This window comes from Corallococcus sp. AS-1-12 (assembly GCF_020036995.1).
Lineage (GTDB): Bacteria > Myxococcota > Myxococcia > Myxococcales > Myxococcaceae > Corallococcus.
In genome coordinates this window covers 171585-196191 of sequence record NZ_JAIQDD010000006.1, presented here as the reverse complement: position 1 = coordinate 196191, position 24607 = coordinate 171585, and the positions used below count along the sequence as shown (strand labels likewise).

The window sequence follows — 24607 nt, the reverse complement described above, 5'->3', positions numbered from 1 at the left end:
GGTCGGTCTTCCATCCGGTTTCATCACGCTTCATCGCAGTGGAGGTTTTCACCTTGGGCAGCGCACGAATCCTGGCCGTGGATGACGAACGTGAGACCTGCGAGGCCCTGGCGGAGATGTTGTCCGCCTGGGGTCACAAGGTCGAGACCGCGTTCGACGGGCATGACGCCCTCCGCAAGGCCGGTGAGTTCCGGCCCGACGTCGTCCTGTCGGACCTCGCCATGCCGGAGACGGACGGCCTGTGGCTGTTGCGCAACCTGCGCGACGAGCTGCCGGACTGCCCGGTGGTGTTCCTCACCGGCCGCGGCACCATCGACACCGCCGTGGAGTCCATCCGCGAGGGCGCGTACGACTTCATCGTGAAGCCGCTGGACACCGCGCGGCTCAAGGTCTGCATCGACCGCGCGCTGGAGAAGAAGGAGACGATGCGCGAGGTGCAGACGCTGCGCCGGCGCCTCAAGCAACTGGGCTCCACGGACCTCATCGCCGGCTCCACCGGGATGCGCAAGGTCATCGAGATGATCGAGAAGGTGGCCCCCTCCAAGGCCAGCGTCTCCATCAGCGGCGAGTCCGGCACGGGCAAGGAGGTGGTGGCCCGCACGGTGCACAACCTGTCCCTGCGCCGCGACAAGCCCTTCATCGCCATCAACTGCGCGTCCATCCCCGCGACGCTGATTGAATCCGAGCTCTTCGGCCACGAGCGCGGCGCCTTCACCGGCGCGGATCAGCGCCGCCCGGGCGTGTTCGAGATGGCCCACGGCGGCACGCTCTTCCTGGACGAGTTGGGTGAGATCCCCATCGACCTGCAGGCCAAGCTGCTGCGAGTGCTGGAGGAAGGGCGCCTGCGCCGGCTGGGCGGCAAGGTGGAGATCGAGGTGGACGTGCGCGTGCTGTCCGCCACGAACCGCGACCTGAAGCAGGAGATCAAGAACCAGCGCTTCCGCGAGGACCTCTACTTCCGCCTCAACGTGTTCCAGTTGCACCTGCCGCCCCTGCGCGAGCGCCGGGACGACGTGCCCATCCTGGTCCAGCACTTCGTGGACAAGTTCCGCGGGGACTCCGCCAAGCGCGTCTCCGGCGTGCACCCGGACGCCATGGAGGTCCTCAAGAACTACGACTGGCCGGGCAACATCCGCGAGCTGCGCAACGCCGTGGAGCGCGCCGTCATCCTCTGCGACGGGGAGCTCATCACCCGCGAGCACCTGCCGCCCGACATGGCCGGCAAGAGCCCGGAGCGCCACACGTTCAAGCTGCCGTTCGGCCTGAGCCTGGACGCCGTGGAGCGCGAGTACATCCTGGGCAGCCTCCAGCGCAACGGGAACAACAAGGCCCGCACGGCGGAGGTGCTGGGGGTGAGCGAGAAGACGCTCTACAACAAGCTCAACCGCTACGCGGCGGAGAACCGGGCGCAGGGCACCCCGGGCGGCGGCAGTCCCCTGGGGGGCCAGGGCAACGACGGCCCCATGAGCGCCAGCAGCTTCCTCACCCGCTGATCCGCGCCCCGTCCGGGCCCGTCCGCCGCTCGCCGCTGACCTGACGGGTAGGCAAGAAGGCCCGGATTCCGGGCCCTTGGCCGGGCTCCAGGAGAGCGCGCACGGGGCCTCCCCAAGCCGGTTTAAACGGGCGGGGGAGGTCTCGAAAACCCCTGTCAATTCTTGACTTTTCCCCCCTGGACGGGGGATCCTCCGAGCCTCTCCCACCCGTTGGTGAGGGCCCGGCCGGGACGTTTCATTTCGGGCCACGTCCGCCCCCCATGGTGCGGTCGTCCGACGTGAGTCATCTGGGGTGCCGCCGGGGGGGCACAAGGAAGGCCACAACGCAATGAGCGACGCGCGAGTTCTTCACTTCTTCGGCGGCAAGGGCGGGGTCGGCAAGACCACGCTCGCGGCAGCGTACGCGGTGAGGCTCTCCGAAGAAGCGCCCAAGCACCGGGTGCTGGTCGTCTCGTTGGATCCGGTCCAGTCCCTGTCGGACCTCGTGAAGAAGAAGCTGCCGGCGAAGCCCACCAGGCTCCAGGCGGGCAAGGGCGAGGGCGGCCTCTTCGGCGCGGAGCTGAACCCGCCCGCGCTGCTCAAGCCGTTCCTGGCGGACTACCTGCCGGCGCTGGCGAAGGCGGCGGTGAAGGGGACGCACCTGTCAGAAGAGGAGCTGGGCAAGCTCTACCAGCAGGCGGTGCCGGGGCTGGAGGAGCTGGTGGCGCTCTTCCACGTGGTGGACCTGCTGGAGTCGGGTGACTACGACCGCATCGTGGTGGACACGGCGCCCACCAGCCACACGCTGCGCCTGTTCGACATGCCGGCGCAGTTGCGCAAGTTCCTGGGCTTCGTGAAGGCGGGCCAGGACCGCGCCGCCCCGGCCCCCAGCGGCAAGGGCAAGAAGGCGGCGGCCGCCGCGGCGGCGGAGGGCTCGGGCGGCTTCCTGGAGCAGGTGGGCCAGAAGGCGGAGAAGCTGCTGGCGCTCCTGAAGGATCCGGCGCGCACGGCCTTCCACCTGGTGGCGCTGGCGGAGCCGGTGCCGGAGGCGCAGACGCGCATGTACTTCACCCAGCTTCGCGAGCGCGGGCTGCCGGTGACGGAGGTGGTGGTCAACCAGGTGGAGGACCACGAGGGTTGCCCCGCGTGCCAGGGCCGCCGGGGCCTGCAGGCGCCGCACGTGCGCAAGTACCAGGCGCTGGACAAGACCGTGCCCGTGAACCTGCTGGGCCGCCGCGAGGTGGCGCCCCGGGGGCTGGACGGGCTGAAGGAGTTCGCCAAGGAGTGGGCGGCGGGCAAGGAGACCAAGGCGCTGGAGTTCAGCGCGGCCGAAGGGCCTCCGGCGCTGGTGCGCGCCCCGTCCATGCCTCCCATCGCGGCGCCTCCGCTGCCGCCCACGCGGCTCATCTTCTTCGTGGGGCAGGGCGGGGTGGGCAAGTCCTCCTGCGCGGCCGCCGCGGCGGTGACGCTGACGGAGAAGGAGGGGCCGGTGCTCCTCATCTCCACGGACCCCGCGCACTCCCTGTCGGACGTGCTCCAGAGCCGGCTCACCGACACCGAGACCCAGGTGAAGGGCACCAAGGGCCTGTACGCGCGCGAGCTGGACATGGCGGGCTGGTTCAACGCCCTGCGCAAGCGGCTGAAGGAGAAGGCGGAGAAGGCCTTCGAGGGCGCGCCCAAGGCGGGCAACGACGTGCCGGCGGACCTGCTCTACCTGCGCAACCTGCTGGAGTGCGCGCCCCCGGGCATCGACGAGCTGGCGGCCATGTCCGTGCTGACGGACGCGCTGGTGCAGGAGCGCTTCAAGCGCATCGTGGTGGACTCGTCGCCGCAGGTGACCAACGTCCGCGTGGTGGAGCTGGCGGATACAGCAAAGACGTGGCTGGGCGCGCTGCACGGCATCCTCAACAAGCACCGCGCCAAGGGCCTGGGCGAGCTGGCGGATGACTTCGCCGCGATGCTCAAGCACGTGAAGCGCTTCGAGGACGCGCTGGCGTCCCCCAGCGAGTCGCGCTTCGTGGTCGTCACGCGCGGCGAGGACCTGGCGTCGTCCCGCACGGAGCGGCTGGTGGAGTACCTCAAGGAGAAGAAGCTCCAGGTGGAGCGGGTGCTCGTCAACCGCGTGGGCCCCAAGTCCACCTGCGAGAAGTGCGAGAACCGCCGCAAGCTGGAGCTGAACGCGGCCAAGGCCATGGAGAAGAAGATCGGCCTGCCCGTGACGATGGCGCCCGCGCTGGGCCGTCACCCCGCGGGGCTGCGCGAGCTGAAGGCGTTCCGCACCGCCTGGTACGCGCTGTCCGCGCCGCCGGCGAAGATCAAGGCGGCCTGAGCCTTCCGCCGCGCCGGGCTCCTTCAGTGGGGGCCCGGCAGGAGCAGGGACAGGGGCAGCCGGTGGGGATCCGCCCGGCGCACCTGGCCCAGCAGGTCCACGGCGGTCGCCTCCAGTGAGCGCACCGCCGGGGCCGCCGGCACCTCCAGGTGCTGATGGAGCACCCAGCCCGGCCCCAGCAGCATCAGCGCCACCGCCGGCACGATGCACAGGGTCACCACCAGGCCGGCGCCGCCCGCCGTGCCCAGCACGCGCAGCACCGGCGACGCCTGGATGCGCGGGCGCTGCAGGGCCGCGAGGATGCGCGCGAAGAGGGCGCCGCCCACGAGCCCCAGCACCGTGGCCAGCCCCCAGCTCAGCCCGCCCACCGGGGTGCCCAGCACTGGCTCCAGCAGCGGGGGCGCCAGGGCTCCCAGCACGAAGGCGAGGATGACGGGCGCGACCGCGACGATGGCGACCAGCCCCCAGTGTCTGGCGTTGAGTCGGTGCACGGCTTTCCCCCTCGGCTTGCGGCAGGAAGGTGGGCACCGGCAGGCAGGCGCGCCAGGGCGCTGTCCCGTGGACGCGGGTAGGCGTGCACCGGGCGTCACTTCACGGCGCCCGCCTCAGGCGTCGCACTCCGAGGGGCTGTCGGTGAAGGCGCCCAGGGGCTCCGGGAAGGTGAGGGCGCCCGTGGTGCTGAGCGTGCCGGTGACGGGCGCGGCGTTGGGGAGCTTCACCTCCACCGTGCGGCCCCGGACGGTGTACGTGCCCGGGGTCCGGGACTCGCGGGGCGCGCCGGAGTCGCCCACCTCCCGCTTCCAGAGCTCCACGCGGCCCCCGCCCTGGAACTTCAGGGCCCGGATGGTGCCGTAGACGCCCACGCCCGGGCCGTACCAGGACACCGCCCGGAGGAGGGCCGGCACGTCGGCCTCCTTTTCGGGCGTGCGGCCCAGCAGCTTCTGCCAGCCGAGTGTGTCCCGGATGACGTCCAGGTCCCGGTCCTCCTTCGCCCGCTGGAGGCGGCGCGCGTCCAGGCGCACGGCGGTGGCCAGTTCCTCCATGATGGCGTCGCGGTGGGCGCTGTACTCGCACACCTTGCCCTGCTTGCGCAGGACGCCCAGGGTGGCGGCGGCGTTGTAGTGGGCCAGGGCGTAGTCCGGGGTGGCCCGGGCAGCGGCCTGGAACTTCTCCAGGGCCTCTGGATAGCGGCCGGACTGGTACAGCCGGAACCCCTGCGTGTTGAGGGCCCGGCCGGAAGGGGGCGCGGCCGGGGCGGCGGACAGCGTCAGGGCCAGCAGGGACAGGGCGAGGACCATGTTGCTCCAGACGGGCGGTCTCCCCGGACATTCCAGGGGGTGCGTAACCGCTTGCGCGTTGATTGGCCTGAACCCTGGTGCTAGTTCGGCGCCATGGCAACCGGCATTGGCTACGCGCTCGACTTCGAGCGCCCGCTCATCGAGCTGGAGAAGAAGATCGAGGAGCTGAAGGCCCTCTCCACCAGCGGCACCGTGGATTTCTCCTCTGAAATCTCCAAGCTGGAGAAGAAGGCGAAGAAGCTCCAGACGGAGATCTTCAGCGACCTGACCCGCTGGCAGGTGGTGCAGTTGTCGCGCCACAGCGCGCGCCCGTACTTCCTGGACTACGTCCACCACCTCTTCACGGACTTCTTCGAGATGTGCGGCGACCGGCACTTCGGAGAGGACCCGTCCATCGTCGGCGGCTTCGCGCGCTTCGACGGCAAGACGGTGATGCTCATCGGGCACCAGAAGGGGCGCAACACCAAGGAGAACATGGCGCGCAACTTCGGCATGCCGCGCCCGGAGGGCTACCGCAAGGCGCGCCGGCTGATGGAGCTGGCCGAGCGGATGGAGAAGCCCATCCTCACCTTCGTGGACACGCCGGGCGCGTACCCGGGCATCGGCGCGGAGGAGCGCGGCCAGGCGGAGGCCATCGCCATCAACCTGGAGGTCATGAGCCGGCTGCGCGTGCCCATCATCTCCACCGTGGTGGGCGAGGGCGGCTCCGGCGGCGCGCTGGCCATCGGCGTGGGCAACCGCGTGCTGATGTTCCAGAACAGCGTCTACTCCGTCATCTCCCCGGAGGGCTGCGCCTCCATCCTCTTCCGCGACGCGACCAAGGCGGACAAGGCCGCGGACGCGATGCGCCCCACGGCGCAGGACCTGCTGGAGATGAAGATCATCGACGAGGTGATTCCGGAGCCCCCGGGCGGCGCGCACCGCGACCCGGCCAAGGCGGCGGAGGCGCTGGGCAAGACGCTGCGCAGGCACCTGGGCCAGTTGGCGGAGCTGTCGCCGGACGCGCTGGTGCGCGACCGCTACGACAAGTTCCGCGCGCTCGGCATGTTCTCCGGCAAGTAGAGGGTTCCCACCGCATGCGACCGCTCGTCCCTCCCTACGTCGAGACGCTCAAGGCCTACGTCCCGGGCAAGCCCATCGAGGAGACGGAGCGGGAGTACGGCCTCAAGGGCGTCATCAAGCTGGCCTCCAACGAGAACCCGCTGGGCCCGTCGCCCCGCGCGGTGGAGGCCATGCGCAACGCCGCGGCCCAGGTGAACCTCTACCCGGACGCCACCAGCTTCCACCTGGTGCGCAAGCTCGCCGCGCACCTGGGCGTGAAGCCGGAGGAGGTCGTGCTGGGCAGCGGCTCCAACGAGCTCATCGAGCTGTTGATGCGCACGTTCACGACGCCCGAGGAGGAGATCCTCCTGTGCAAGGGCTCGTTCCCCGCGTACCGCATCTCCGCGCAGGCGCACGGCCGCGCGTTCGTGGAGGTGCCCATGCGCGAGGGCTTCCGCTACGACCTGGAGGCCATGGCCCGCGCCGTCACGCCGCGCACGCGCATGGTGTTCCTGGCCAACCCGGACAACCCCACGGGCACCACGTTCGGGCGCAAGGACCTGGAGGCGTTCCTGGCGGCGGTGCCGAAGGACGTGCTCGTGGTCCACGACGAGGCCTACGCGGAGTTCGTCGACTGGCCCGACTACGCGAGCGCCGTGGAGCTGTTCCACGCGCACCCGAACCTGGTGGGGCTGCGCACCTTCAGCAAGATCCACGGGCTGGCCGGCATCCGGCTGGGCTCGGCCGTGATGGACGCGAAGCTCGCGGGCTACGTGCACCGCACGCGCATGCCGTTCAACCTGACGACCGTGGCGCAGGCGGCGGGCATGGCCGCGCTGGAGGATACGGAGCACGTGCAGCGCACGCGGGAGAACAACCGCCAGGGCCTGCGCTTCTACGCGGAGGAGCTGCCGAAGCTGGGGCTCACGCTGACGGACAGCCACGCGAACTTCGTCTTCGTGGACTGCCACCGTCCGTCCGGCGAGGTGTACGAGCAGCTCCTGCGCCGGGGCGTCATCGTGCGGCCCATGGCGGGCAACGGCCACCCGAACTGCCTGCGCATCTCCGTGGGCACGCCCCAGGAGAACGCGCGCTGCGTGGCCGCGCTGAAGGAGGTCCTGTCATGAGCGCGCGTCCGTTCATCGTCGCCATCGACGGGCCGGCCGGGGCGGGCAAGTCCTCCGTGTCCAAGCTGCTCGCGCGGCGGCTGGGCTTCGCGCTGGTGGACACCGGCGCCATCTACCGCTGCGTGGCGCTGATGGCCTCGCGCGAGGGCATCGCGTTCGACGACGACGCGAAGCTGGGCGAGCTGCTCGGGCGCGTGCGCATCCACTTCCAGGTGGTGGGCGAGGAGAACCACGTCTTCCTGGGCGGCGAGGACGTGTCGTCGGAGATCCGCACGCCGCCCATCTCCATGGGGGCGTCGCAGGTGTCCGGGCGGCCGGTGGTGCGCGCGGGGCTGCTCGCGCTCCAGCGGCGGCTGGCGCTGGAGGCGGCGTCGGGCGCCATCCTGGAGGGCCGCGACATCGGCACGGTGGTGTTCCCGGACGCGGACGTGAAGTTCTTCCTCCAGGCGAACCCGGAGGTGCGCGCGCGCCGCCGCTTCGAGGAGCTGTTCCAGAAGGGCGTGGACAGCAGCCTGGAGGGCGTCCTCCAGGATCAGACGCGCCGCGACGCCGCGGACTCCGGCCGCGAGGTGGCGCCGCTGAAGCCCGCCGAGGACGCGGTGCACGTGGACTCCAGCAGCATGCCGCTGTCGGAGGTCGTGCAGTCGCTGGAGCAGGAGATCGAGCGCCGCCGGGCTACGCGCGGCGCCTGAGCCGTCAGGGCTGCGTCAGAAGCTGACGCCGTCCGTGCTGGGGGCGGGCACCGTCAGGGCCAGCCGGGCCTGGGTGCCGTCCTTCTCGTAGAAGCGGTGGTAGAGGTACAGGTCCGCCACCACCTGCTTCACGTAGCCGCGCGTCTCCCGGTACGGGATGGACTCCACGAACAGGTCCAGGGGCATGCCGCCGCGCTCCTGCGTCCAGCGCACCGCCGCCTTGGGGCCCGCGTTGTAGGCCGCCGCCGCGAGCGCGGGGTGCGCGAAGCGCTTCATCAGTTGCGCCAGGTACCACGCGCCGTAGCGGATGTTGCGCTCCGGGGCGAACAGGTCCGCGGGCGCGGGCGCGGGCTCCGCCATCTTCTGGGCGATCTCCGTCGCGGTAGGCGGGATGATCTGCATGAGGCCTCGCGCGTCCGCCGCGCTCATGACCTCCGGCCGGAAGGCGCTCTCCCGCCGCATGATGGCCCACACGAGGAACGGATCCAGCGCCTGCCGTGTGGCCTCCGTCTCCACCGCCTGGGCGAACGCGCGCGGGTAGAACGCGGCCAGCGCGTCCGGCGCCTTCGCCCCGAAGGCCCGGCCCCACAGGTAGCGCGCCGCCACGACGTGCGCGTGGCCGAACTCGCCAAGCTGCAGGAGCGCGTGCGCGAACGGCAGCGCCTGGTCCGGGCCGCGCAGGCCCGACACGCGCGACTGCACCTCGTCCGCGGCGTCGCGGAAGAGGCCCGCGCGCGTCAGCGCCACCGCCAGCTCCAGCTCCGGCGGGCGGGGGAGGGTGAGCTGCTTCGGAGGCTGCGGGAAGGCCGCGGGCGGCGTGCGTCCCAGCTCGTGCAGCCGCTCCGTGGCGAGCAGCGCGTAGAACGACGCGGGCGCCGCGCTGATGACGGCCTCGTAGGCGGGCCCCACCGTCGCCGGCTTGCCGCCGCCCAGCTCCTCCGTGCGCGCCATCCAGTAGCGCGCCTGCGGCGCCAGGCTCGTCTTCGGATAGGCCGTCACCAGGTCGTCCAGCGCCTGGCGCGCCTTCGCGTGCTGCTCCAGCCGGATGTGCGAGAGGGCGCGGAACCACATCGCCTCATCGCGGCGGCGCGAGCCCTTGTAGCGCTTCTCGTAGTCCGCGAAGGACTTCGCCGCGTCCTCGAAGCGGCCGCCCTGCAGGTCCAGCCACGCGGCGAAGAACGCGCCCTCCTCGCCGGCCGCCTGGGAGGGATAGGCCTTGTCCAGCGCCGCCATCAGCTTGCGGGCCTTCTCGTTGTCATCCGAGCGCAGCGCCCGGCGCGCCACCACCAGCGCGGCCTCCGCGGCGATGGCCGGCGGCCCCTTGCGCGCCACCGCGAGCGCCTTCTCCGCCTCCTCGCGCTTGCCTCGCGCGAAGAGCACCTGCGCGCGCAGGAGCGCCACCTGCGCCTGGGCGGGGGCGCCCTTCACCAGCCCCCGCTTCTCCGCCGTGACGAGCTCCGCCTCGGCCCGCGCCGCGTCGTCGGAGAGGAAGCCCCGGGCGCGCTGGAGGTGTTCGGGCAGGGTGAGCTTCACCGCGGGCTTCAGCGCGGCCAGTTGCTCCAGCGCCTCGTCCGCGTAGGGGTGGGTGGGGAAGCGCAGCGCCACGGTCTTCAGGTCCGCCCGCTGGCCCGCCGCGTTGCCGGTGGCCGCGCGCGCCTGGGCGCGCTGGAAGAGCAGCTCCGGGGTGGGCTGCGCCGCCGCCGCGGACTCCAGCACCGGGGCCGCGTCCCTGGGCCGGTGTGCGTCCAGGAGCGACTCCCCCAGGCGGGCGCGGGCGCGCACGGCCAGGGCGGGGGAGGCCTTCTCCAGGGCCCGCTCGAAGTCCTTCGCCGCGCCGTTGGAGTCCCCCGCGTAGAAGCGCGCCTGGCCCAGGTAGAAGGCGTGGAAGGCCTCCAGGGGCGCGGGGGGCGCGTGGCGGGTGAGCAGGTCCCGGGCCTGGGCGGCGTCCCCGTCCGAAAGGACCAGGGTGCCGGCGAGCAGGCCCAGGCGGCCCGCGTCCGGGCACTTCGCCTGCTCACAGGCGGTGAGCTCCGCCCGGGCGAGCTCCGCCGCGTCGGACCGGTGCAGGCGGACGGCCTCCAGCGTCGCCGGGGACTGCCCCAGCGCCACCCCCGTCACCCATCCCGCCACCCAGCCGGTCCAACTCATGGATTTCTTCCTTTCACTTCGCGGCCTTGCGGCTTCGGAACGAGAGGTTTGCAGTCGACATTCCCCACCAGGTGGGCGGGGGTCGGTTTGACAGTCGGCCCGACAAGTCCTAGATCCCGCCGCCGCGGGCTCGTCCCGCGGGGTTGTCGACCCGTTGCGCTCTCCGGAGGGAATCCTTACGTTGCGCCGCTGTTGAGCGCTACTCCGGACCGATGTGTGTCAGTCAGACCTGTCGTCGGTAGCACTGCTCGTTCACAGACCTCGGGGGGGGAAACAGCTCATAGGGGAGGCTCCATGAAGCCGTGTCCGTCCGATCTGCCGCAGACCATCAATCCCGAAGCCGGCCCGAAGCGGGCAGGCGTCGAGTCGCATCGAAACCTGAACTGCAACCACTACGACAACTGCCTCGATGAGGCCGTGCGTCGCGGCTGGCAGTCGTTCACGTGCATGAAGTGCCCGATGTACGCCAACCTCGCGCCTCCGCAGATGGGGCTGGAGGCGTACGCCACGCAGCGCCGTCCTGTCTAACCGGGACGTCTGACATGGGGCCGGTCCACCGGCCCCGCGCGAGCTTGCAACCGGTCACGCCCGGAACACCGGACGTGGCCGGCGTCCGCGTCGGCGTTTCTCCGCGGAGCCGGTGCCTCCCCTTCAGGGGACCGCGGCGTAGATGACGGCCACCCAGTACTGGCCCTGGCCGAAGCGCTTGGAGTTGCCCCGCACCAGCCCTACGCCCACCCGGGTGTAGGTGGCGGTGGCCAGGCTGCGCGACTCCGGGACGGCGCCCGGGTCTCCCACGACGAAGAAGTCCACCGAAGCGGTGCCCGCGTCCGGCAGCGCGGAGAACACCCGCTCGTGCAGCGGGGACGGGTCTCCGTCTCCCGCCGAGGGCTCGTCCTGCGACAGCGCGTGGCGGGCGTGACCTCGCGCCAACTGCTCCAGGGCCTCGCTGCGCACCAGGGGCGGCAGCTTGAGCGCGGCGCGGTGCCGGGCCAGGGCGTCGTAGACGTCCGACACCGGGTCCACCGGGAGCGCCGCGCCGGGCGAGGCCGCGGTGTACACCTCCGTGACGATGGCCTGGTCGCGGCCGTCCACCTTCTGGAACGCCACGCCCACGCCCATGAAGCGGAATGCGGGGTCCAGCAGGTTCTTGCGGTGGCCGGGGCTGTGCTCGATGCCGAAGTGCGCCGCGAGCGGGCCCGCCGCCAGCCCCAGGTTCTCCCCGGCGCGCACGTAGCGCGTGCCCTCCGGGAGGCGGCGGGTGAGCGTGGAGCCGTCCGGCGCGATGTGCGCGAAGAAGCCCTCCGTCGCCATGCGCGTGCTGTAGCGCAGCGCCACGTCCTCCAGCGTGAAGTCCGGCGTGAGCTCCGGGAGCTGGTGCGCGCGGCGCAGGGTGTTGATGCGCTCGTAGAGGGCGGCGCGGGCCTCGGAGAGCGTGGTGGGTTCTCGCTGGGACTCCTGTCCGCCGCGCGCGGTGCGGGCCCCCACCTGCACCAGGAACAGCGACGCCACCTCCGGCCCCGCGTTCCCCTGGCCCACCACCTCCACGGTGTAGCCGCCGGGCAGGTCGAAGCCCACCAGGGCGCAGAAGCCGTTGGTGCCGGAGGGCGCGCGGCTCAGGGCCACGGACTCCACCTCTCCGTCCGGCCGGGTGACGAAGACCTGCGGGGCGCGCAGCGGCGGCACGAGCCGGCCGCACACGCGCTTCTCCGTCCCGGCCTTCGCGAGCGTCCGGGGGAAGGGGAGCACCTCCGCCTTGCGGTCCGCGACGAGCAGCACCAGCGCGGCGCGCTCGCCCAGGAAGGCCACGCCCACGCCGAAGTGGCTCACGCGCTCGTCGTTGAAGTCCGTGCGGGCCAGGAACGTCTCGATGGCGTGCGCGCGCACCCAGGCGCGGATGACCAGCACCTTGGGGGACGGATCCGCGGCGCCCGAGTCGCTGACCGCCTCCGTCAACGTGCGCAGGTCCGGGGCGCCGGTGGTGAACTCGCTCAGGGCCTCGCGCGCGAGCCTCCGGGCCGCGGCCTCCAGCGCCTTGTCGCTGGTGGGGGCGCGGCGGCCCACCCGCTCGAACTCGCGCAGCACGTGCAGCCGGGCCCGGGCCTCGTGGGCCTGGGGCGTCTCCTCTGGCACGCGGGGCGGAGACTCCTGGCCCTCCGGGGCGGGGAGGGAGACGGAGGCCACCGCCGGGGCCGGCGGCGCGGCGGAGGCGGGGAGGACGGCCGCGCCCGCGAGCAGCAGGCCCCAGAGCGCGCCCCTCATCGCGACTCCAGTTGGAAGACGAGCGCCTTCACGGTGCCGGCGCCCAGCTTCTCGTTGAACCGCTCGCGCAGGGAGTCGGCCTGGCGGGAGAGGACCTGGGCCCACTCGGCGCTCTCCACGGTGACGATCAGCGTGGTGCCGTCCAACTGGTGCGGCCGGCTGTGGCGCGCGATGTTCTCTCCCACCGCGGCGGTCCACAGCGGCATCAGCGACGACGCGCGGCCCGACTCTCCCGCCAGGCGCGTCAGCACCCGGGGCAGCAGGCTCTCCAAGGTCTTCGGTTCACCGCGCGCCATCGTCCGGTGATTCTGGAACCCCTGGCGACGGAAGCCAACCGACACTTGCCTGCCCGTCCGTCCGATTTTCCCGGGGCCCCGGTTCCGCCCGGCATCCGGACGTTCAGCGCGCGCCGGTCCGGTGTCATCGGCGGGTGCGTCGCGGCCCATCCCCCTGTAAGGTCGGGGCAAGGCCGGTCCCCCTCGGAGTTCCCATGCGTTCCATCCCCCACCCGGTCCGGTCCCCCGGCCTCGTGCTCGCATGCCTGCTGGCGTGCGCCATGGGCTGCGCGATGTCCGACATGGATGCGCCGTTCATCCAGGGGGGCAGGGCGGACGCCTTCTGCACGGTGGATCAGGACTGCGGGGACCCGGCGCTGTTCTTCTGCAACACCGCCCTGTCGCGCTGCGAGCCCGCGTGCCGGACGGACCTCGACTGTTCGGAGCAGCGCCGAGGGGAGCTGAACGCCATCGCAGGCTGTGAGTCGCAGGCGCTGGGCTGCCGCTGTGATGCCCGCCGCTGCGTCCCCGCCCTCTGCACCGGAGACGCTGACTGCGAGGACGGGGAGCTGTGCCGCGACGGCGCCTGTGGAGCGCCCCCTGCGGAGTCCCTCGTCGCGGCCTGCCACGTGGTGCCCGAGCGCGTCATCGCGCCCGTGGGCGCCGCCCTGCGCTTCGAGGCCTGGGTGTCCGATGTCGCGGGCCAGCCTGTCGTCCCGCGCGACGGGCTCACCTGGGCCGCCGTGTCGGCGCGCGTGAAGGGCGGAGGCACCGGCGCCGGGGCCACGTTCACGCTGGAGGCGGCGGGCGCGGAGGAGGAGGCGGTGGAGGCCCGGGTGGGCTCCGTCGCGTGCCGTGCGCGCGTCACCGTGCTGCCGCCGCACACGGCCTCGGGGCAGGTGCGGGTGGTGGTGACGGACGCGCTCACGGGGTACCCCGTCCAGGGGGCCTCGGTGGTGGTGGCGGACGCGCTGGGCGGCGAGACGGCGCGCGAGTCCACGGACGCGCTGGGCGTGGCCGTGCTGGCGGCCCGGAGCGACTCGACGGTGTCCGTCTTCCACCCGGACTTCGGCTACCTCACCGTGGCGAACTACGACGTGAACGGCACGCGGGACCTCCGGCTGCCGCTGCGCCGCAACCCGGCGGACCGCGTGGGCGGGGTGCGCGCCCGGTTCACCCACCTGGCGCCCGTGGGGACCGGCGGCGCGCTGGCCCTGGGCCTGGCGGGGCTGTCCGTGCCGGGGCTCCTGTCGGATTCGGCCTCCGCCCAGGTGCAGGGGCCGGACCGGAGCGTGGACCTGTCGCTTGGCGGGGTGACGCGCCCGTTCCAGGTGCCCGCCAACGTCTGGGTGAACGGGCTGGGCGTCCTCCCGCTGGAGTCCGTGGAGGTGCCGGGCATCCCGGGCGTGTGCGACGCGGCGCTCGCGGACGGGACGGATCCGGAGACGGCCACCCGCACCGGGACCTGTGGCACGCGCACCGCCTGGGCCCTCACCGCGCAGGTGCCGTCCGGCGAGCTGCCGGCGGGGATGATGGATCCGGGCACGGATCCGTTGCTGCTCCTGGCGCGCGCGCTGCCGCAGTCGGGGCGGTTCTCCTCCGCCGTCCAGCGCGACGTGCGCTTCCCCCTGTACGCGCCCATCGAAGGGCGGCTTCCGCCCGCCGGGCCGCTGACGTCGCTGGACTTCCAGCAGGTGCCGCTGGCCTTCCCGTTCGTGGTGCGCGTCCCGCCGCTTCCGCGCTTCCGCGACAGCTACCTGGCGCGCGCGCTGGTGGTGGGCTCGGTGACCGCGCCCGGGCAGGGCACCGTGCCGCTGGGCCTGGGCGCCGCCGTCAACGCCAACCCGGTGGATCCGAACACGGACACGCAGCCCCTGCTGTCCTCGCCGGGCCTCGTGCGCGTGCGCATGGCGCCGGCCCATCACGGCCTGGAGGGACAGGCGTACCGGCTGGTCGCGGTCGCGTCGTCCGGAGCGCTGGGCGGCGAGGAGCCCGTGGGCCGGGCCACCAGCGCGGTGATGGCCCCGCTGGACGCGCCCCGCTTCGATCCGGAGGGCCTCCAGCCGGTGCCGCTCGCGGACGCGTTCCTCGGCATCCCGGAGGGCGCCCGCTACAACCCGGACGTGCTGCCATGGCATGGCCTGCTGCCGCGCGAGTGGCGCATGGACGCCTCCGTGTCAGGCGCGACGCTCGTACGCGCGACCTTCACCAATGCCGCGGGCCGGCGCTGGACGGTCTGGGTGGACAGCCGCCGCTCCGTCACCGGCGTGCGCCTGCCCGTGCCTCCCGCGGGCCTGGAGGACCGCACCTTCCAGGGCGACACGGAGGGCTCGCGCGCGTCGCTGGCGGTGGAGGCGCTGACGGTGGCGCCGTCCGAGGGCCGCTCGCAGACCCTCTCCTCGCTGGCGGAGTCCGGGGGCCTTTCGCCCGAGCCGCTCGTCCGGTCGGTGCGCGCCGTGTCCACGCTGAACTACGGCCGGCCCCAGGTGACGTGGCTGGCGCCGTCCGAGGGGGCGACCGTGGCTCGCGGCGCGACCCTGCGCCTGCGCGTGGACGGCTTCCAGGTGGGCGCGAATCCCGCCAACGGCGACGAGGGCGGCGTGCTGATCACGCTGAGCGGCGGCGGCGTGGAGTGTTTCCTCGCGCAGGCCCGGATCGACGTGGCCACGCGCTCGGGCGAGGTGTCCTTCGCCCTGCCCACCTCCTGCTCCGGAGCGGAGGTGACGATGGTGGCGTCCCTGGTGGATACGCTGGGGTTGCCGCTGAGACCCGCCGTCAGCGCCGCGCGCACGGTGCGGGTGCCCTGACGTGCTGGGGTGTCAGTGCGTCTACGACCTGGCGGGGTACCCGCGCCGGCCGTGAATTCGCTTTCGCGAATTGCGCGGTGATACGTTTGGCGGCGTCATGGGCCAGAAGGAGACGGTCGTCACCGTCATCTCGAAGATCTCCGAGCGCCCCGTCAACCTGGACGCGGCGCTGGTGGTCATCTACGGCCTGGACCTGGGGCGCAAGTACGACCTGGCGCGTCAGGAGACGCTGATCGGCCGGTCGTCCAAGGCGGACATCCAGATTGATCAGGAGGCGGTGAGCCGCAACCACGCGCGCATCACCAACACCACCAAGGGCGTGCGCATCGAGGACCTGGGGTCCACCAACGGCACGTTCGTCAACGACGACATCGCGTCGTCGGCGCGGTCGCTGCAGAACGGCGACCTGGTGAAGATTGGCCGCACCATCTTCAAGTTCATCGCGGGCGGCAACATCGAGGCGGCGTACCACGACGAGATCTACCGGCTGACCACCATGGACGGCCTCACGCAGATCTACAACCGCCGCTACTTCGACGAGCAGTTGGACCGCGAGGTCTCCCGCAGCCGCCGCTACGAGCGCGTGCTGTCGCTGGTGATGTTCGACCTGGATCACTTCAAGGACGTGAACGACACCTACGGGCACCTGGCCGGGGACTCGGTGCTCAAGCAGTTGGCGTCCACGGTGCGCACGCGCATCCGGCGCGAGGACGTCTTCGCCCGCTACGGCGGCGAGGAGTTCGCGCTGCTCCTGCCGGAGATCCACCTGACCGGCGCCCGCCAGCTCGCGGAGAAGGTGCGCAAGCTGGTGGAGCGGCAGCGCTTCGAGTTCGACAAGCAGGTCATCCCCGTCACGCTGTCCATGGGCGTGGCCACGCTGGAGCCACACCACCGCGAGCCCGCGGAGCTGGTGCGCACGGCGGACGAGCACCTCTTCACGGCGAAGAGCCAGGGGCGCAACCGCATCTGCGGCTGACGCCCCCGGCCGGCTCCTCCCGCCGGGCCCTCAGCCCGTGAACACGGAGCGGCGCTCGCGCAGCAGGGCCTGGAGCATGCTCTGGATGGACTCGCGGGTGCGCTCGGTGAGCCGCTGCACCTCGCCCAGGTCGTCCGCGGCCTCCGGGGCCAGGCCCTCCATGGTGAGGGGCTCGCCGAAGCGGATGGTCCACTTGGCGGGCAGCGGGCCGGGCGCGGTGAGCGGCAGCGACGGGAACCCGAGGAAGCCACCGGGGATGCGGCCCAGCAGCGGGGACGTCTCCTCCGCGCCCACGATGGCCACCGGGACGATGGGCGCGCCGGTGCGCAGGGCCAGCTTCACGAAGCCGCCCCGGCCGAAGCGCTTGAGGCGGTAGCGCTCCGCGAACGGCTTGCTCGCGCCCTGGTAGCCCTCCGGGAAGACGACGAGCGGCCGGTGCTCGTCGAGCAGCCGCAGCGCGTTCTCCGGCGAGGCGCGCACGGCGCCCAGGCGGTTGAAGAGGGTGCCCAGCATGGGCGCGTGGAAGACCTGATCCTCCACCAGCCAGCGGGCCTCGAGCAGATCCGGGCGCTCCCGCAGCAGCGCCTGCGCCATCACGAGGCCGTCGTAGGGCAGGGCGCCGGAGTGGTTGGCGACGAGGATGGAGGCGCCGCGCGGCACCTGATCCACGCCCTCCACGGAGACGCGCCAGTACTGCTCGTAGAGGAAGTCGAGCACGGGCTGGAGGCTCTCCACCAGCCCCGCGTCCTTGCCGTAGTCGTCCAGCCGGCTGCCGCCGCCGGTGCCCAGGCTGGTGCGCATGGCCTCCATCAGGCCGTGCATGGCGCCCACGGCGCGGCCCAGGCCTTCGCTCGCGAGCGCCTGGCCGGCGATCTCCTTCGCCAGCGAGAACATGCCCGCGGCGCGGCCCGCGAAGCCTGACGGCGCGGCCGGCTCCTCCGGACGGCCGAAGCCCCGCGCGTCCCGCTCCGCTTCGTCCGGGAGCGGCGCCTCGCCGGGGTCGCTCACGAGCGACAGGGGCCGGCGGCTGGGCGGCAGCTCGTCGTGGGACTCGTCGGGCAGCTCCACCTCCGGCTCCACGTCCGTGGGGGCCGCGCCCTCGATGATGGAGACGGAGATGTGCACGCCGTCCTCCTCGACGCGCTCGACGCCGGTGACCCGGTCGTCCTCGTCCGGTTCCTCCGGCGCGGCCATGCCCTCCGGGTCGCGGCGCCAGGCGTCGGCGGTCCAGACCTCCTCGAGCTCCTCGGGCGGCGGCGCGTCCTTCGGGTCGCGGCGCCAGGCGTCGGCGGTCCAGACCTCGTCGGCGCCTTCGTCCTCGTCCAGGCCCCGCGCCTCGCCGGGCCGGTCCTCGGCGGAGGCCAGGGCGCGCTCCTCGGGGCTGGAGGCGTTGCGATCCATCACCTCGTCCACGGCGACGCCCGCGGTGGCCTCGGCCACCTGGGTGGCGATGGCGGTGGCGACCTCGCGCTCGCCAGCGTCACCGTTGCCCAGGTCCAGCACCTGCCGCACGGCGGACTCGGCCACCTCTGCGACGAGCTCCGTCGCGAGGACGCGCTCGATGTCGCGGTCCGGACCCGTGCGGCCCTCGAACAGCTCATCCACGGCCGTCTTCGCCGCGGTCTCCGCCGCCTCCGAGGCGATGGCCTCCGTCAGGGCGCGGTCCACGGTGCGCTCCTGGGGCCGCGAGCCGCGCACCTCGTCCGCGAGCACCTGGGGCCGCGACGCACGGGGCCCGGCGGGGCCGGGTACGGAGGGCTCGCGCAGGGGCGACACGTCCTCGCCCGCGGGGTGCTGGCCCGAGGCGTGCGCGTCCTCTTCGTGCCTCGCGCCGCCGCGTTCGTGGGCGCGGGCCTCGAACTTGTGGACCTTGGCCGCGGGCGTCTTCGGCGTGGCGGGGCCCTGCTTCGCCTCCGCGGCCTTGCCACCCTTTGGCGCCTTCGCCCGGGCGCCGGACTTCGCCGCGCCGCCCCTGGCGCTCTTCGCCTTGCCCGCTGACTTCGCGCCCTTCGCCGCCGCGGACTTCTTCGCGGCCTTCGGGTGGGCCGCGTCGTCCTTCACCTCGCCCGTGCGAGGCGCGGCGCCCCGCTGGAAGGGATCATTCCCGAGGACACCCTTGGTCATGACTGGCTCCTTCTGAGCGCCGAGGCGGCGTCCCTGACATGGTGGAGGGGCACGAACCCCAGCGCGGACTCGGCGCGCTCCCCGTCCGCGACCCAGGAGTAATGCATGTAGTCGAGCAGGGCCACCGGCAACGTGCCCGCTCCCACCACCCCGAGCGCGCGAAGTGCTCCACGAAACAACGGCCCCGGCAGGGGGAGCGGTTGCGCGCCCGCCTGGCGGATGAGCCCGGACAGGGGCAACACCCCGCGCCCCACGATGTTGAACTCTCCCGCCGCCTCCGCCCGCAGGGCCAGGTGTAGCGCCCGGCCCGCGTCCTCCTCGTGGATGGCCTGCCAGAGCGGGTCGAATCCCAGGAGCGTGGGCACCACCGCGTGCGACAGCAACCGCGTCGCCGGATTGTCCAGGCTCGGGCCGAGCAGGGGAGCGAAGCGCAACACCAGCGTGCGGGTGTCCGGGTTGCGCTCGCGGAACGCCCGCACCTGTCCCTCGACCTCCACCTTGTCGTTCACGAAGCGGCTGTGCGGACAGCCGAACAGCGGCGAGCCCTCGCGCAGGAGCGCCGGGTTGTTGCCCCGGGCGCCGTACGTCACCGTGAGCGACGGCACCACCAGCCGGGGCAGGCGGGCGCGGCCCACCGCCGTCAGCACGTTCATGGTGCCGATGACCTCCAGCTCGTGCGCCAGCGGGCCGTTGAGGATGGGCCCGAAGAGGAACGCCAGGTGGAAGAGGGCGTCCACGGGGCGCTCGGTGAGCGCGTCCGTCAGCTCCGCTTCCGCGTCGTAGCGAGTGAGGTCCACGCGGTGGAACTCCACCTTGCTGATGGGCGGGGGCTCCTTCGTGTCCAGCACGAGGATGCTCTCCACGCCGGGGTCCGCCTCCAGCCTCGGCAGCAACAGCCTGCCGTAGTCGCCACTGGCGCCTGTCACCGCGATTCGCATCGGGTCCTTGCCTGCTCGGATCACTTCCATTCGCAGGGGCGGGTGTTAGCCCAGCCGTCCAGGAATGTCAGCCGAGCGCGCCCGTGATGTTCTGGACAACGTCATCCAGGTGGCGGAGGGTGGCTGATCGCCATGTCCCGAATCGCGCGCCTGAGCGACGTGCTCATCAACAAGATCGCCGCCGGTGAGGTGGTGGAGCGCCCCGCCTCCGTGGTGAAGGAGCTGTGCGAGAACTCGCTCGACGCCGGCGCCCGCACCGTGCGCGTGGAGCTGGAGGCCGGCGGGGTGGGGCGCATCACCATCTCCGACGACGGCCACGGCATGAGCCGCGAGGACGCCACGCTCTGCCTGGAGCGCCACGCCACCAGCAAGCTGCGCGAGCTGGACGACCTCTTCCACATCGACTCCATGGGGTTCCGGGGCGAGGCCATCCCCGCCATCGCCTCCGTGTCCCGCTTCACGCTGCACACCGCGGAGCCGGACGCGCACGAGGGCACGAAGGTCACGGTGGAGGGCGGCGGCCCGCCCACGGTGGAGGACGCGCCGCCCCGCGTGGGCACGGTCATCACCGTGGAGGACCTGTTCTTCAACGTGCCCGCGCGCCGCAAGTTCATGCGCCAGGGCGCCACCGAGCTCAAGCACTGCGAGGAGGCCGTGGTGCGCCTGGCGCTCGCGCACCCGGAGGTCGGCTTCTTCGCCTCGCACGAGGGCAACGAGCTCTTCTCCAGCCCCGCCAGCGAGCATGATCCGCGCGAGCGCATCGCCGCGGCCCTGGGCCCCGCGTCCTTTCCGCACCTGTTCCCGGTGGAGGAGCGCCGGCTGGGCGTCGTCGTCACGGGCTACCTCGCGTCGCCGGAGTACACGCTGCCCAACGCGCGCGGCCTCTACACCTTCGTCAACCGCCGCTACATCCGCGACCGCGGCCTCATCAGCACCGTGCAGCGCGCGTTCCAGGATTACCTGCCCGCGGGCCGCCAGCCGGTGGTGGTGCTGCACATCGACGTGGAGCCCGCCGCGGTGGACGTCAACGTGCACCCGCAGAAGATGGAGGTGCGCTTCGCGGACGCCCGCGGCGTGCAGGACGCGATCAGCGCCGCCCTCTCGCGCGTGCTGCGCGCGGCCCCGTGGCTGGGATCGCCGGAGGAGCAGGCCGCGAACCCGCAGCCCCGGGACGCCGCGCACTACGCGCACGCCGTGGAGCGCTTCCTCACCCGCGCGCAGGAGGCCACCTGGGGCGCGCCGCTGCCCACCGCGATGGACGCTCCGGGAGGCTCCATGCCCGCGCGCCCGCTGACGCCGTCCTACTTCGCGCCCAACGGCGGAGCGCAGGGCGGCGCGTTCCCCGGTCCGTTCCAGGCGCCCCAGGTGCCGGGCCGGTCGCTCGGCTTCGGCGAGGCGCAGCCGCAGCTCAACGAGGCGCCGCCCCCGGGCTACTTCGCGGCGCTGCGCCCCATGGGCCTGCTGGGCAGCCGCTTCCATGTCTGTGAGGGCCCCGGCGGCACGCTGGTGGTGCTGGATCCGCACGCCGCGCTGGAGCGCGCGCGCCTCACCGCGTACCTGCGCCGTCTGGAGGACGACGCGAAGGCGCCGCCGCCGTCGCTGTTCGGCACCACGGTGGACCTGTCCCTGGCGGCGGTGAAGGCGCTGGTGGACGGCCGCGAGGCGCTGCTCAAGCTGGGCGTGGACGTGGAGCCCTTCGGCGGCACGGCGCTCGCGCTCAAGTCGGTGCCGGCGGGCCTGGAGGGCGTGGACCCGCGCGCGCTCCTGGAGGCCCTGTCGCGCGCGTTGCCTCCGCGCAGCGCTCCGCTGGACGTGACGAGCCTGGCGGAGGCCGTGCGCGTGATGGCCTGTCACGCCGCGCGCCGCGCGTCCTCCTCGCCGCTCACGGACGCGCAGTTGCGCGCGCTGCTGGGCGAATTGGACCGCGCGGACTTCACCCCGTCGTGCACACACGGCACGGTGGTGGTGCTGGAGATGCCGCTCCTGGAGCTGGAGCGGCGCGCCCGCTGACGGCTCAGGCCCTGGCCTTCGCCTCGACCTGCGCGCGCAGCTCCTCTTCCCGCGCGCGCAGTTCGCCCGTGGGATCGCTGGGCGCGAAGTCCTCCGCGGAGGCCACCTGGCGGATCTCCACCTGGCCATCCTGGAAGGGGACGCGGCGCGCCCACGCGATGGCCTCCTCGCGCGACTTCACCTCGATGATCCAGAAGCCGGCGATCAGCTCCTTCGTCTCGGAGAAGGGGCCGTCCGTCACCGTCGTCCCCGTCTTGGAGTACGTCACGCGGGCGCCCTTGGAGCTGGAGTGCAGCCCCTCACCCGCGAGCAGGATGCCGGCCTTCACCAGCTCCTCGTTGTACTTGCCCATCGAGGTCAGCTCCTCCGTGGTGGGGAGCCGGCCGGTCTCGCTCTCGGGGGTGGCCTTGACGATCATCATGAAGCGCATGGGGAGTTCTCCTGGAACGGCGGGTTCGAAATGGCGACGAATGGTAGGGCGCGGGATCGACACGGCGGAGGACGGTCCGGAAAATTGACGCGGCGGGGTCCCCGGCTACGGTGTGCGACACGCCTGTAGCACCGGGCCGCGAGCGCCCGTGCCGGCAGAAAGCCCCGGGATCCGCGCCTTGATGCTCCGCCGTCTGCCGCTCGTCTTCGCCCTCGCCGCCGCGCCCGCCCTCGCCCTCGCCCAGGATGACGGCGACTGGGGCGCGGAGCGGGCCCCCACCGACCTGGATGGCGTGGGCCGCATCACCGTGCAGGCCGGCTACCGGCTCACCTCCAACGGCACGCTCCAGGACGCCTGGTATGGCGCCAAGGGGCCGGGGGCCGGCCTGGAGCGCGCGCCGGAGTCCTCCGGGGGCCCGCTGGGCGTGGCCTCGTTCGCCTACGCGGTGTCGGACCTGGTGGAGGTGGGCATCGATCTGTTCGGCACCGCTCAGAACCTGCGCCTGTCCGAGCCCGGGGCTGACGGCACCGTCTTCCGCAAGGTCAGCACCGTGTCCTACGGCGCGCTGCTGGGCCTGCGCTTCCAGGGCGTGCTCGACGTGGGGCCGCAGGGGCTGGTGCCCTTCGCGGGCGTGCTCACCGGGCCCGCGGTCATCTCCTCGACGCGCGAGGGCTCGTCCCTCAAGGAGCAGGTCTCCCAGGCCTGGGTGGGCTCGCTCGGCGCCACGCTCCGCCTGTCCGCGGAGTGGGGCATCACCGCCGAGTACCGCTTCATGTTCCTGCGCGGCCCCGTGGAGTCTCCGAACGCGGAGGCGTGGCGCGGCCCCTTCAGCTTCAGTCACGGAGGCAGTGGGTTCGCGCTCGGACTGACGTATACGTTCCCGCCAAATCCATCCCGTCCCATGGCCTCGTTCTAGAGGCCTGGGAAAGTTCCAACACCAGGGCAGGCGAGCGCGCGCGGAGCAGGGACTTGCGGGGAATGGTGGCCACCAAGGGCCCTGTTGGGGAGCGGAAAAAGAACCCGCCCCTCATCCCGGAGAGTCCCCTAGCATGCGTGAGTCGGCCGAAGTCATTTCCGGTCCCAGGAAGATGTCCATGCCCTCTGAACAACCGAAGACCGACGTCGAGAAGGAACTCTCCGAGCTCCGTCGCGAGGTCATCGAGTCGCGCAACCTCGTCATCAAGACGGACAACCTGCTGAAGAACCTCCACGCGGAGGTGAAGGCGGTGGGCAAGCGCCACGAGGACTTCCAGAAGCGGCAGTGGATCTCCTCGGCGGTGGCCTACGCGCTCTTCGCGGTGCTGGCGGTCGGTGGCGCGGTGCTGGTGAACGGCGCTCGCAGCTCCAGCAACACCAACGAGCGGGAGCGGCTGGAGAAGCAGGTCGCGGACCTGTCCTCGCAGTTGGAGAAGCAGCGCGCGGACACCACGGCGCACCTGACGGCCCAGCGCGCCGCGAACGAAGTCTACAAGATGATGACCACGCTGCCGGGCGACGAGCGGCTCAAGGGCATCGACGCGCTGGTGAAGCTGGACACGCAGAAGCTGTCCTCGCTGGAGCGCCAGGCGCTGAACGACCGCGCCGCCATCCTGCGCCGCGAGACGGGCGACGCCGCCCTGGAGCGCGGGAAGATCGCCTTCCGCAAGAACGAGATGCCCGCCGTGGTGGAGAACCTGTCGCGCTTCCTGGCCATGAACCCGCAGGAGGCCGACGCGCTGGATGCGTCCTTCTTCCTGGGCACCGCCTACAACCAGCTCCGTCAGCACGACAAGGCCGTGCCGCTGCTGGCCCGCTTCGTGGAAGGCGACAGGAAGTCCAAGACGCGTGACTACGCCATGCTGCTGCTGGCCCAGTCGTACCAGGAGACGGGCGCGTTCGATAAGGCGGCGGACACGGTGCGCGACGCGCTGGCCACGTACCCGGCCACCCAGTACCTGTCGCAGTTCCGCGGCCGCCTGAGCTCCGCCAAGCGCGCCGCCGCCGGTGGTGACGCCGCCGCGGTGCCCGCCGCCGCTCCGGCCGCCGCGCCCCAGGCCGCTCCGGCCGTGGGCACCCCCGGCCAGTAGTCCCCCGCCGTTGGCGTCCTCCCGGAGGGTTCGCCTTCCGGACGGCGCGCAAGGGAAGCATTGCCACCCGGGGTCCAGGGTCGTAAGACCTGGACCCCGTGTCCGCTCCCGACTCGCAGAAAGACCCCCGCTTCCGCCGCTACCGTGGCGCCGCGTACGCGGTCCACATCACGCTGGCCTCGCTGGTCTCGCTGTGGCTGATCTGGAACGTGGGGCACTCCGTCGCGGCGATGACGCCCTCCAGGCCCCCGCCGGTGACGCCGCCGCTCACCGTGCGCGAGTGCCTGGACGCCGCGACCGCGCACTGGAAGGACCTGGAGTCCGAGCGCGAGAAGCTGGTGCACGTCCTCCCCGCCCGCAAGGTCGACCAGGAGTGGATGCGCTTCCGCACGGACTGGCTGACGCGCGTGCGCAAGTCCGAGTCCGAGTGCGCCCTGGAGTCGCGGGATCCGGCGCGCGTGGAGCTGCGCTCGGTGTACCGCCACCTCACGCGGGTGCAGGACCTCTACACCATCCACGCGGTGCAGTACGCGGGCGAGGTGGGCGGCGCGGTGGACGCGCTGCACGCCGCCTTCGACACCGCGCGCCGCAAGGACAGCGGCCGGTAGCGCG

At 72.5% G+C, this 24607-nt stretch carries 20 protein-coding genes; 12 read left to right on the top strand and 8 right to left on the bottom strand.

The genetic code is table 11. The features are described 5' to 3' along the window. Positions 1-53 precede the first annotated feature (53 nt). Both nla6 and K8556_RS12445 read left to right on the top strand, forming a co-directional pair. Positions 54-1493, top strand: a complete 1440-nt coding sequence (nla6, locus tag K8556_RS12450) for an enhancer binding protein Nla6 (RefSeq protein ID WP_206794183.1) — start codon at positions 54-56, stop codon at positions 1491-1493. Positions 1494-1821: 328 nt separating this feature from the next. Then, positions 1822-3801, top strand: a complete 1980-nt coding sequence (locus tag K8556_RS12445) for an ArsA family ATPase (protein ID WP_223740270.1) — start codon at positions 1822-1824, stop codon at positions 3799-3801. Between the two features lie 23 nt (positions 3802-3824). On the opposite strand, the gene K8556_RS12440 is transcribed toward K8556_RS12445, so the two are convergent. Further along, a complete protein-coding gene (locus K8556_RS12440) occupies positions 3825-4292 on the bottom strand; it encodes a hypothetical protein (RefSeq protein WP_223740269.1) in 468 nt (155 codons plus the stop codon). A gap of 114 nt (positions 4293-4406) precedes the next feature. Then, positions 4407-5099, bottom strand: a complete 693-nt coding sequence (locus tag K8556_RS12435; protein WP_223740268.1) for a tetratricopeptide repeat protein — start codon at positions 5097-5099, stop codon at positions 4407-4409. Positions 5100-5192: 93 nt separating this feature from the next. On the opposite strand from K8556_RS12435, the gene K8556_RS12430 reads away from it, so the two are divergent. The 3 genes from K8556_RS12430 to cmk are packed head-to-tail and all read left to right on the top strand — an operon-like array spanning position 5193 to position 7959. Continuing rightward, positions 5193-6161 carry an acetyl-CoA carboxylase carboxyltransferase subunit alpha gene (locus tag K8556_RS12430; protein WP_223740267.1) on the top strand — a complete coding sequence of 323 codons (969 nt, stop codon included), beginning with the start codon at positions 5193-5195 and terminating at the stop codon, positions 6159-6161. Between the two features lie 14 nt (positions 6162-6175). After that, complete coding sequence (gene hisC, locus K8556_RS12425) at positions 6176-7267, top strand: histidinol-phosphate transaminase (protein ID WP_223740266.1); 1092 nt, start codon at positions 6176-6178, stop codon at positions 7265-7267. Further along, positions 7264-7959 (top strand): (d)CMP kinase, encoded by a 696-nt coding sequence (gene cmk / locus K8556_RS12420; protein WP_223740265.1) that lies wholly within the window; start codon positions 7264-7266, stop codon positions 7957-7959. Before hisC ends, cmk begins: the two co-directional genes overlap by 4 nt. Before the next feature lie 15 nt (positions 7960-7974). Here the strand turns inward: cmk and K8556_RS12415 are convergent, their stop codons facing one another. After that, the gene (locus K8556_RS12415; protein ID WP_223740264.1) at positions 7975-10107 is read right to left on the bottom strand and encodes a transglycosylase SLT domain-containing protein; all 2133 of its coding nucleotides are present in this window, start codon (positions 10105-10107) and stop codon (positions 7975-7977) included. Positions 10108-10401: 294 nt separating this feature from the next. Between K8556_RS12415 and K8556_RS12410 the strand changes: the two genes are divergently transcribed. Continuing rightward, a complete protein-coding gene (locus K8556_RS12410) occupies positions 10402-10635 on the top strand; it encodes a hypothetical protein (protein WP_223646410.1) in 234 nt (77 codons plus the stop codon). Positions 10636-10758: 123 nt separating this feature from the next. Here K8556_RS12410 and K8556_RS12405 read toward each other — a convergent pair whose 3' ends face one another. Then, entirely contained in the window at positions 10759-12369 is a 1611-nt protein-coding gene (locus K8556_RS12405) for a CAP domain-containing protein (protein WP_223740263.1), read from the bottom strand. Further along, positions 12366-12665 (bottom strand): DciA family protein, encoded by a 300-nt coding sequence (locus K8556_RS12400; protein WP_223740262.1) that lies wholly within the window; start codon positions 12663-12665, stop codon positions 12366-12368. Before K8556_RS12400 ends, K8556_RS12405 begins: the two co-directional genes overlap by 4 nt. 194 nt (positions 12666-12859) lie before the next feature. On the opposite strand from K8556_RS12400, the gene K8556_RS12395 reads away from it, so the two are divergent. Together K8556_RS12395 and K8556_RS12390 are read left to right on the top strand one after the other, a co-directional pair. Continuing rightward, the gene (locus tag K8556_RS12395) at positions 12860-15451 is read left to right on the top strand and encodes a carboxypeptidase regulatory-like domain-containing protein (protein ID WP_223740261.1); all 2592 of its coding nucleotides are present in this window, start codon (positions 12860-12862) and stop codon (positions 15449-15451) included. A 97-nt stretch (positions 15452-15548) separates the two neighbouring features. After that, complete coding sequence (locus tag K8556_RS12390) at positions 15549-16427, top strand: GGDEF domain-containing protein (RefSeq protein ID WP_223740260.1); 879 nt, start codon at positions 15549-15551, stop codon at positions 16425-16427. Positions 16428-16457: 30 nt separating this feature from the next. On the opposite strand, the gene K8556_RS12385 is transcribed toward K8556_RS12390, so the two are convergent. Further along, the gene (locus K8556_RS12385; RefSeq protein WP_223740259.1) at positions 16458-18551 is read right to left on the bottom strand and encodes a 1-acyl-sn-glycerol-3-phosphate acyltransferase; all 2094 of its coding nucleotides are present in this window, start codon (positions 18549-18551) and stop codon (positions 16458-16460) included. Continuing rightward, a complete protein-coding gene (locus K8556_RS12380; RefSeq protein WP_223740258.1) occupies positions 18548-19519 on the bottom strand; it encodes an SDR family oxidoreductase in 972 nt (323 codons plus the stop codon). Before K8556_RS12380 ends, K8556_RS12385 begins: the two co-directional genes overlap by 4 nt. A gap of 102 nt (positions 19520-19621) precedes the next feature. Between K8556_RS12380 and mutL the strand changes: the two genes are divergently transcribed. Next, a complete protein-coding gene (gene mutL / locus K8556_RS12375; protein ID WP_223740257.1) occupies positions 19622-21499 on the top strand; it encodes a DNA mismatch repair endonuclease MutL in 1878 nt (625 codons plus the stop codon). 4 nt (positions 21500-21503) lie between these two features. Here mutL and K8556_RS12370 read toward each other — a convergent pair whose 3' ends face one another. Beyond that, complete coding sequence (locus K8556_RS12370) at positions 21504-21929, bottom strand: YciI family protein (protein ID WP_223740256.1); 426 nt, start codon at positions 21927-21929, stop codon at positions 21504-21506. A gap of 181 nt (positions 21930-22110) precedes the next feature. On the opposite strand from K8556_RS12370, the gene K8556_RS12365 reads away from it, so the two are divergent. From K8556_RS12365 to K8556_RS12355, 3 genes are all read left to right on the top strand, one after another. Continuing rightward, positions 22111-22845, top strand: a complete 735-nt coding sequence (locus tag K8556_RS12365; RefSeq protein WP_223740509.1) for a hypothetical protein — start codon at positions 22111-22113, stop codon at positions 22843-22845. 178 nt (positions 22846-23023) lie between these two features. Next, positions 23024-23995, top strand: a complete 972-nt coding sequence (locus K8556_RS12360) for a tol-pal system YbgF family protein (protein WP_370639913.1) — start codon at positions 23024-23026, stop codon at positions 23993-23995. Between the two features lie 98 nt (positions 23996-24093). After that, positions 24094-24603 carry a hypothetical protein gene (locus tag K8556_RS12355; protein WP_223740254.1) on the top strand — a complete coding sequence of 170 codons (510 nt, stop codon included), beginning with the start codon at positions 24094-24096 and terminating at the stop codon, positions 24601-24603. Positions 24604-24607 lie beyond the last annotated feature (4 nt).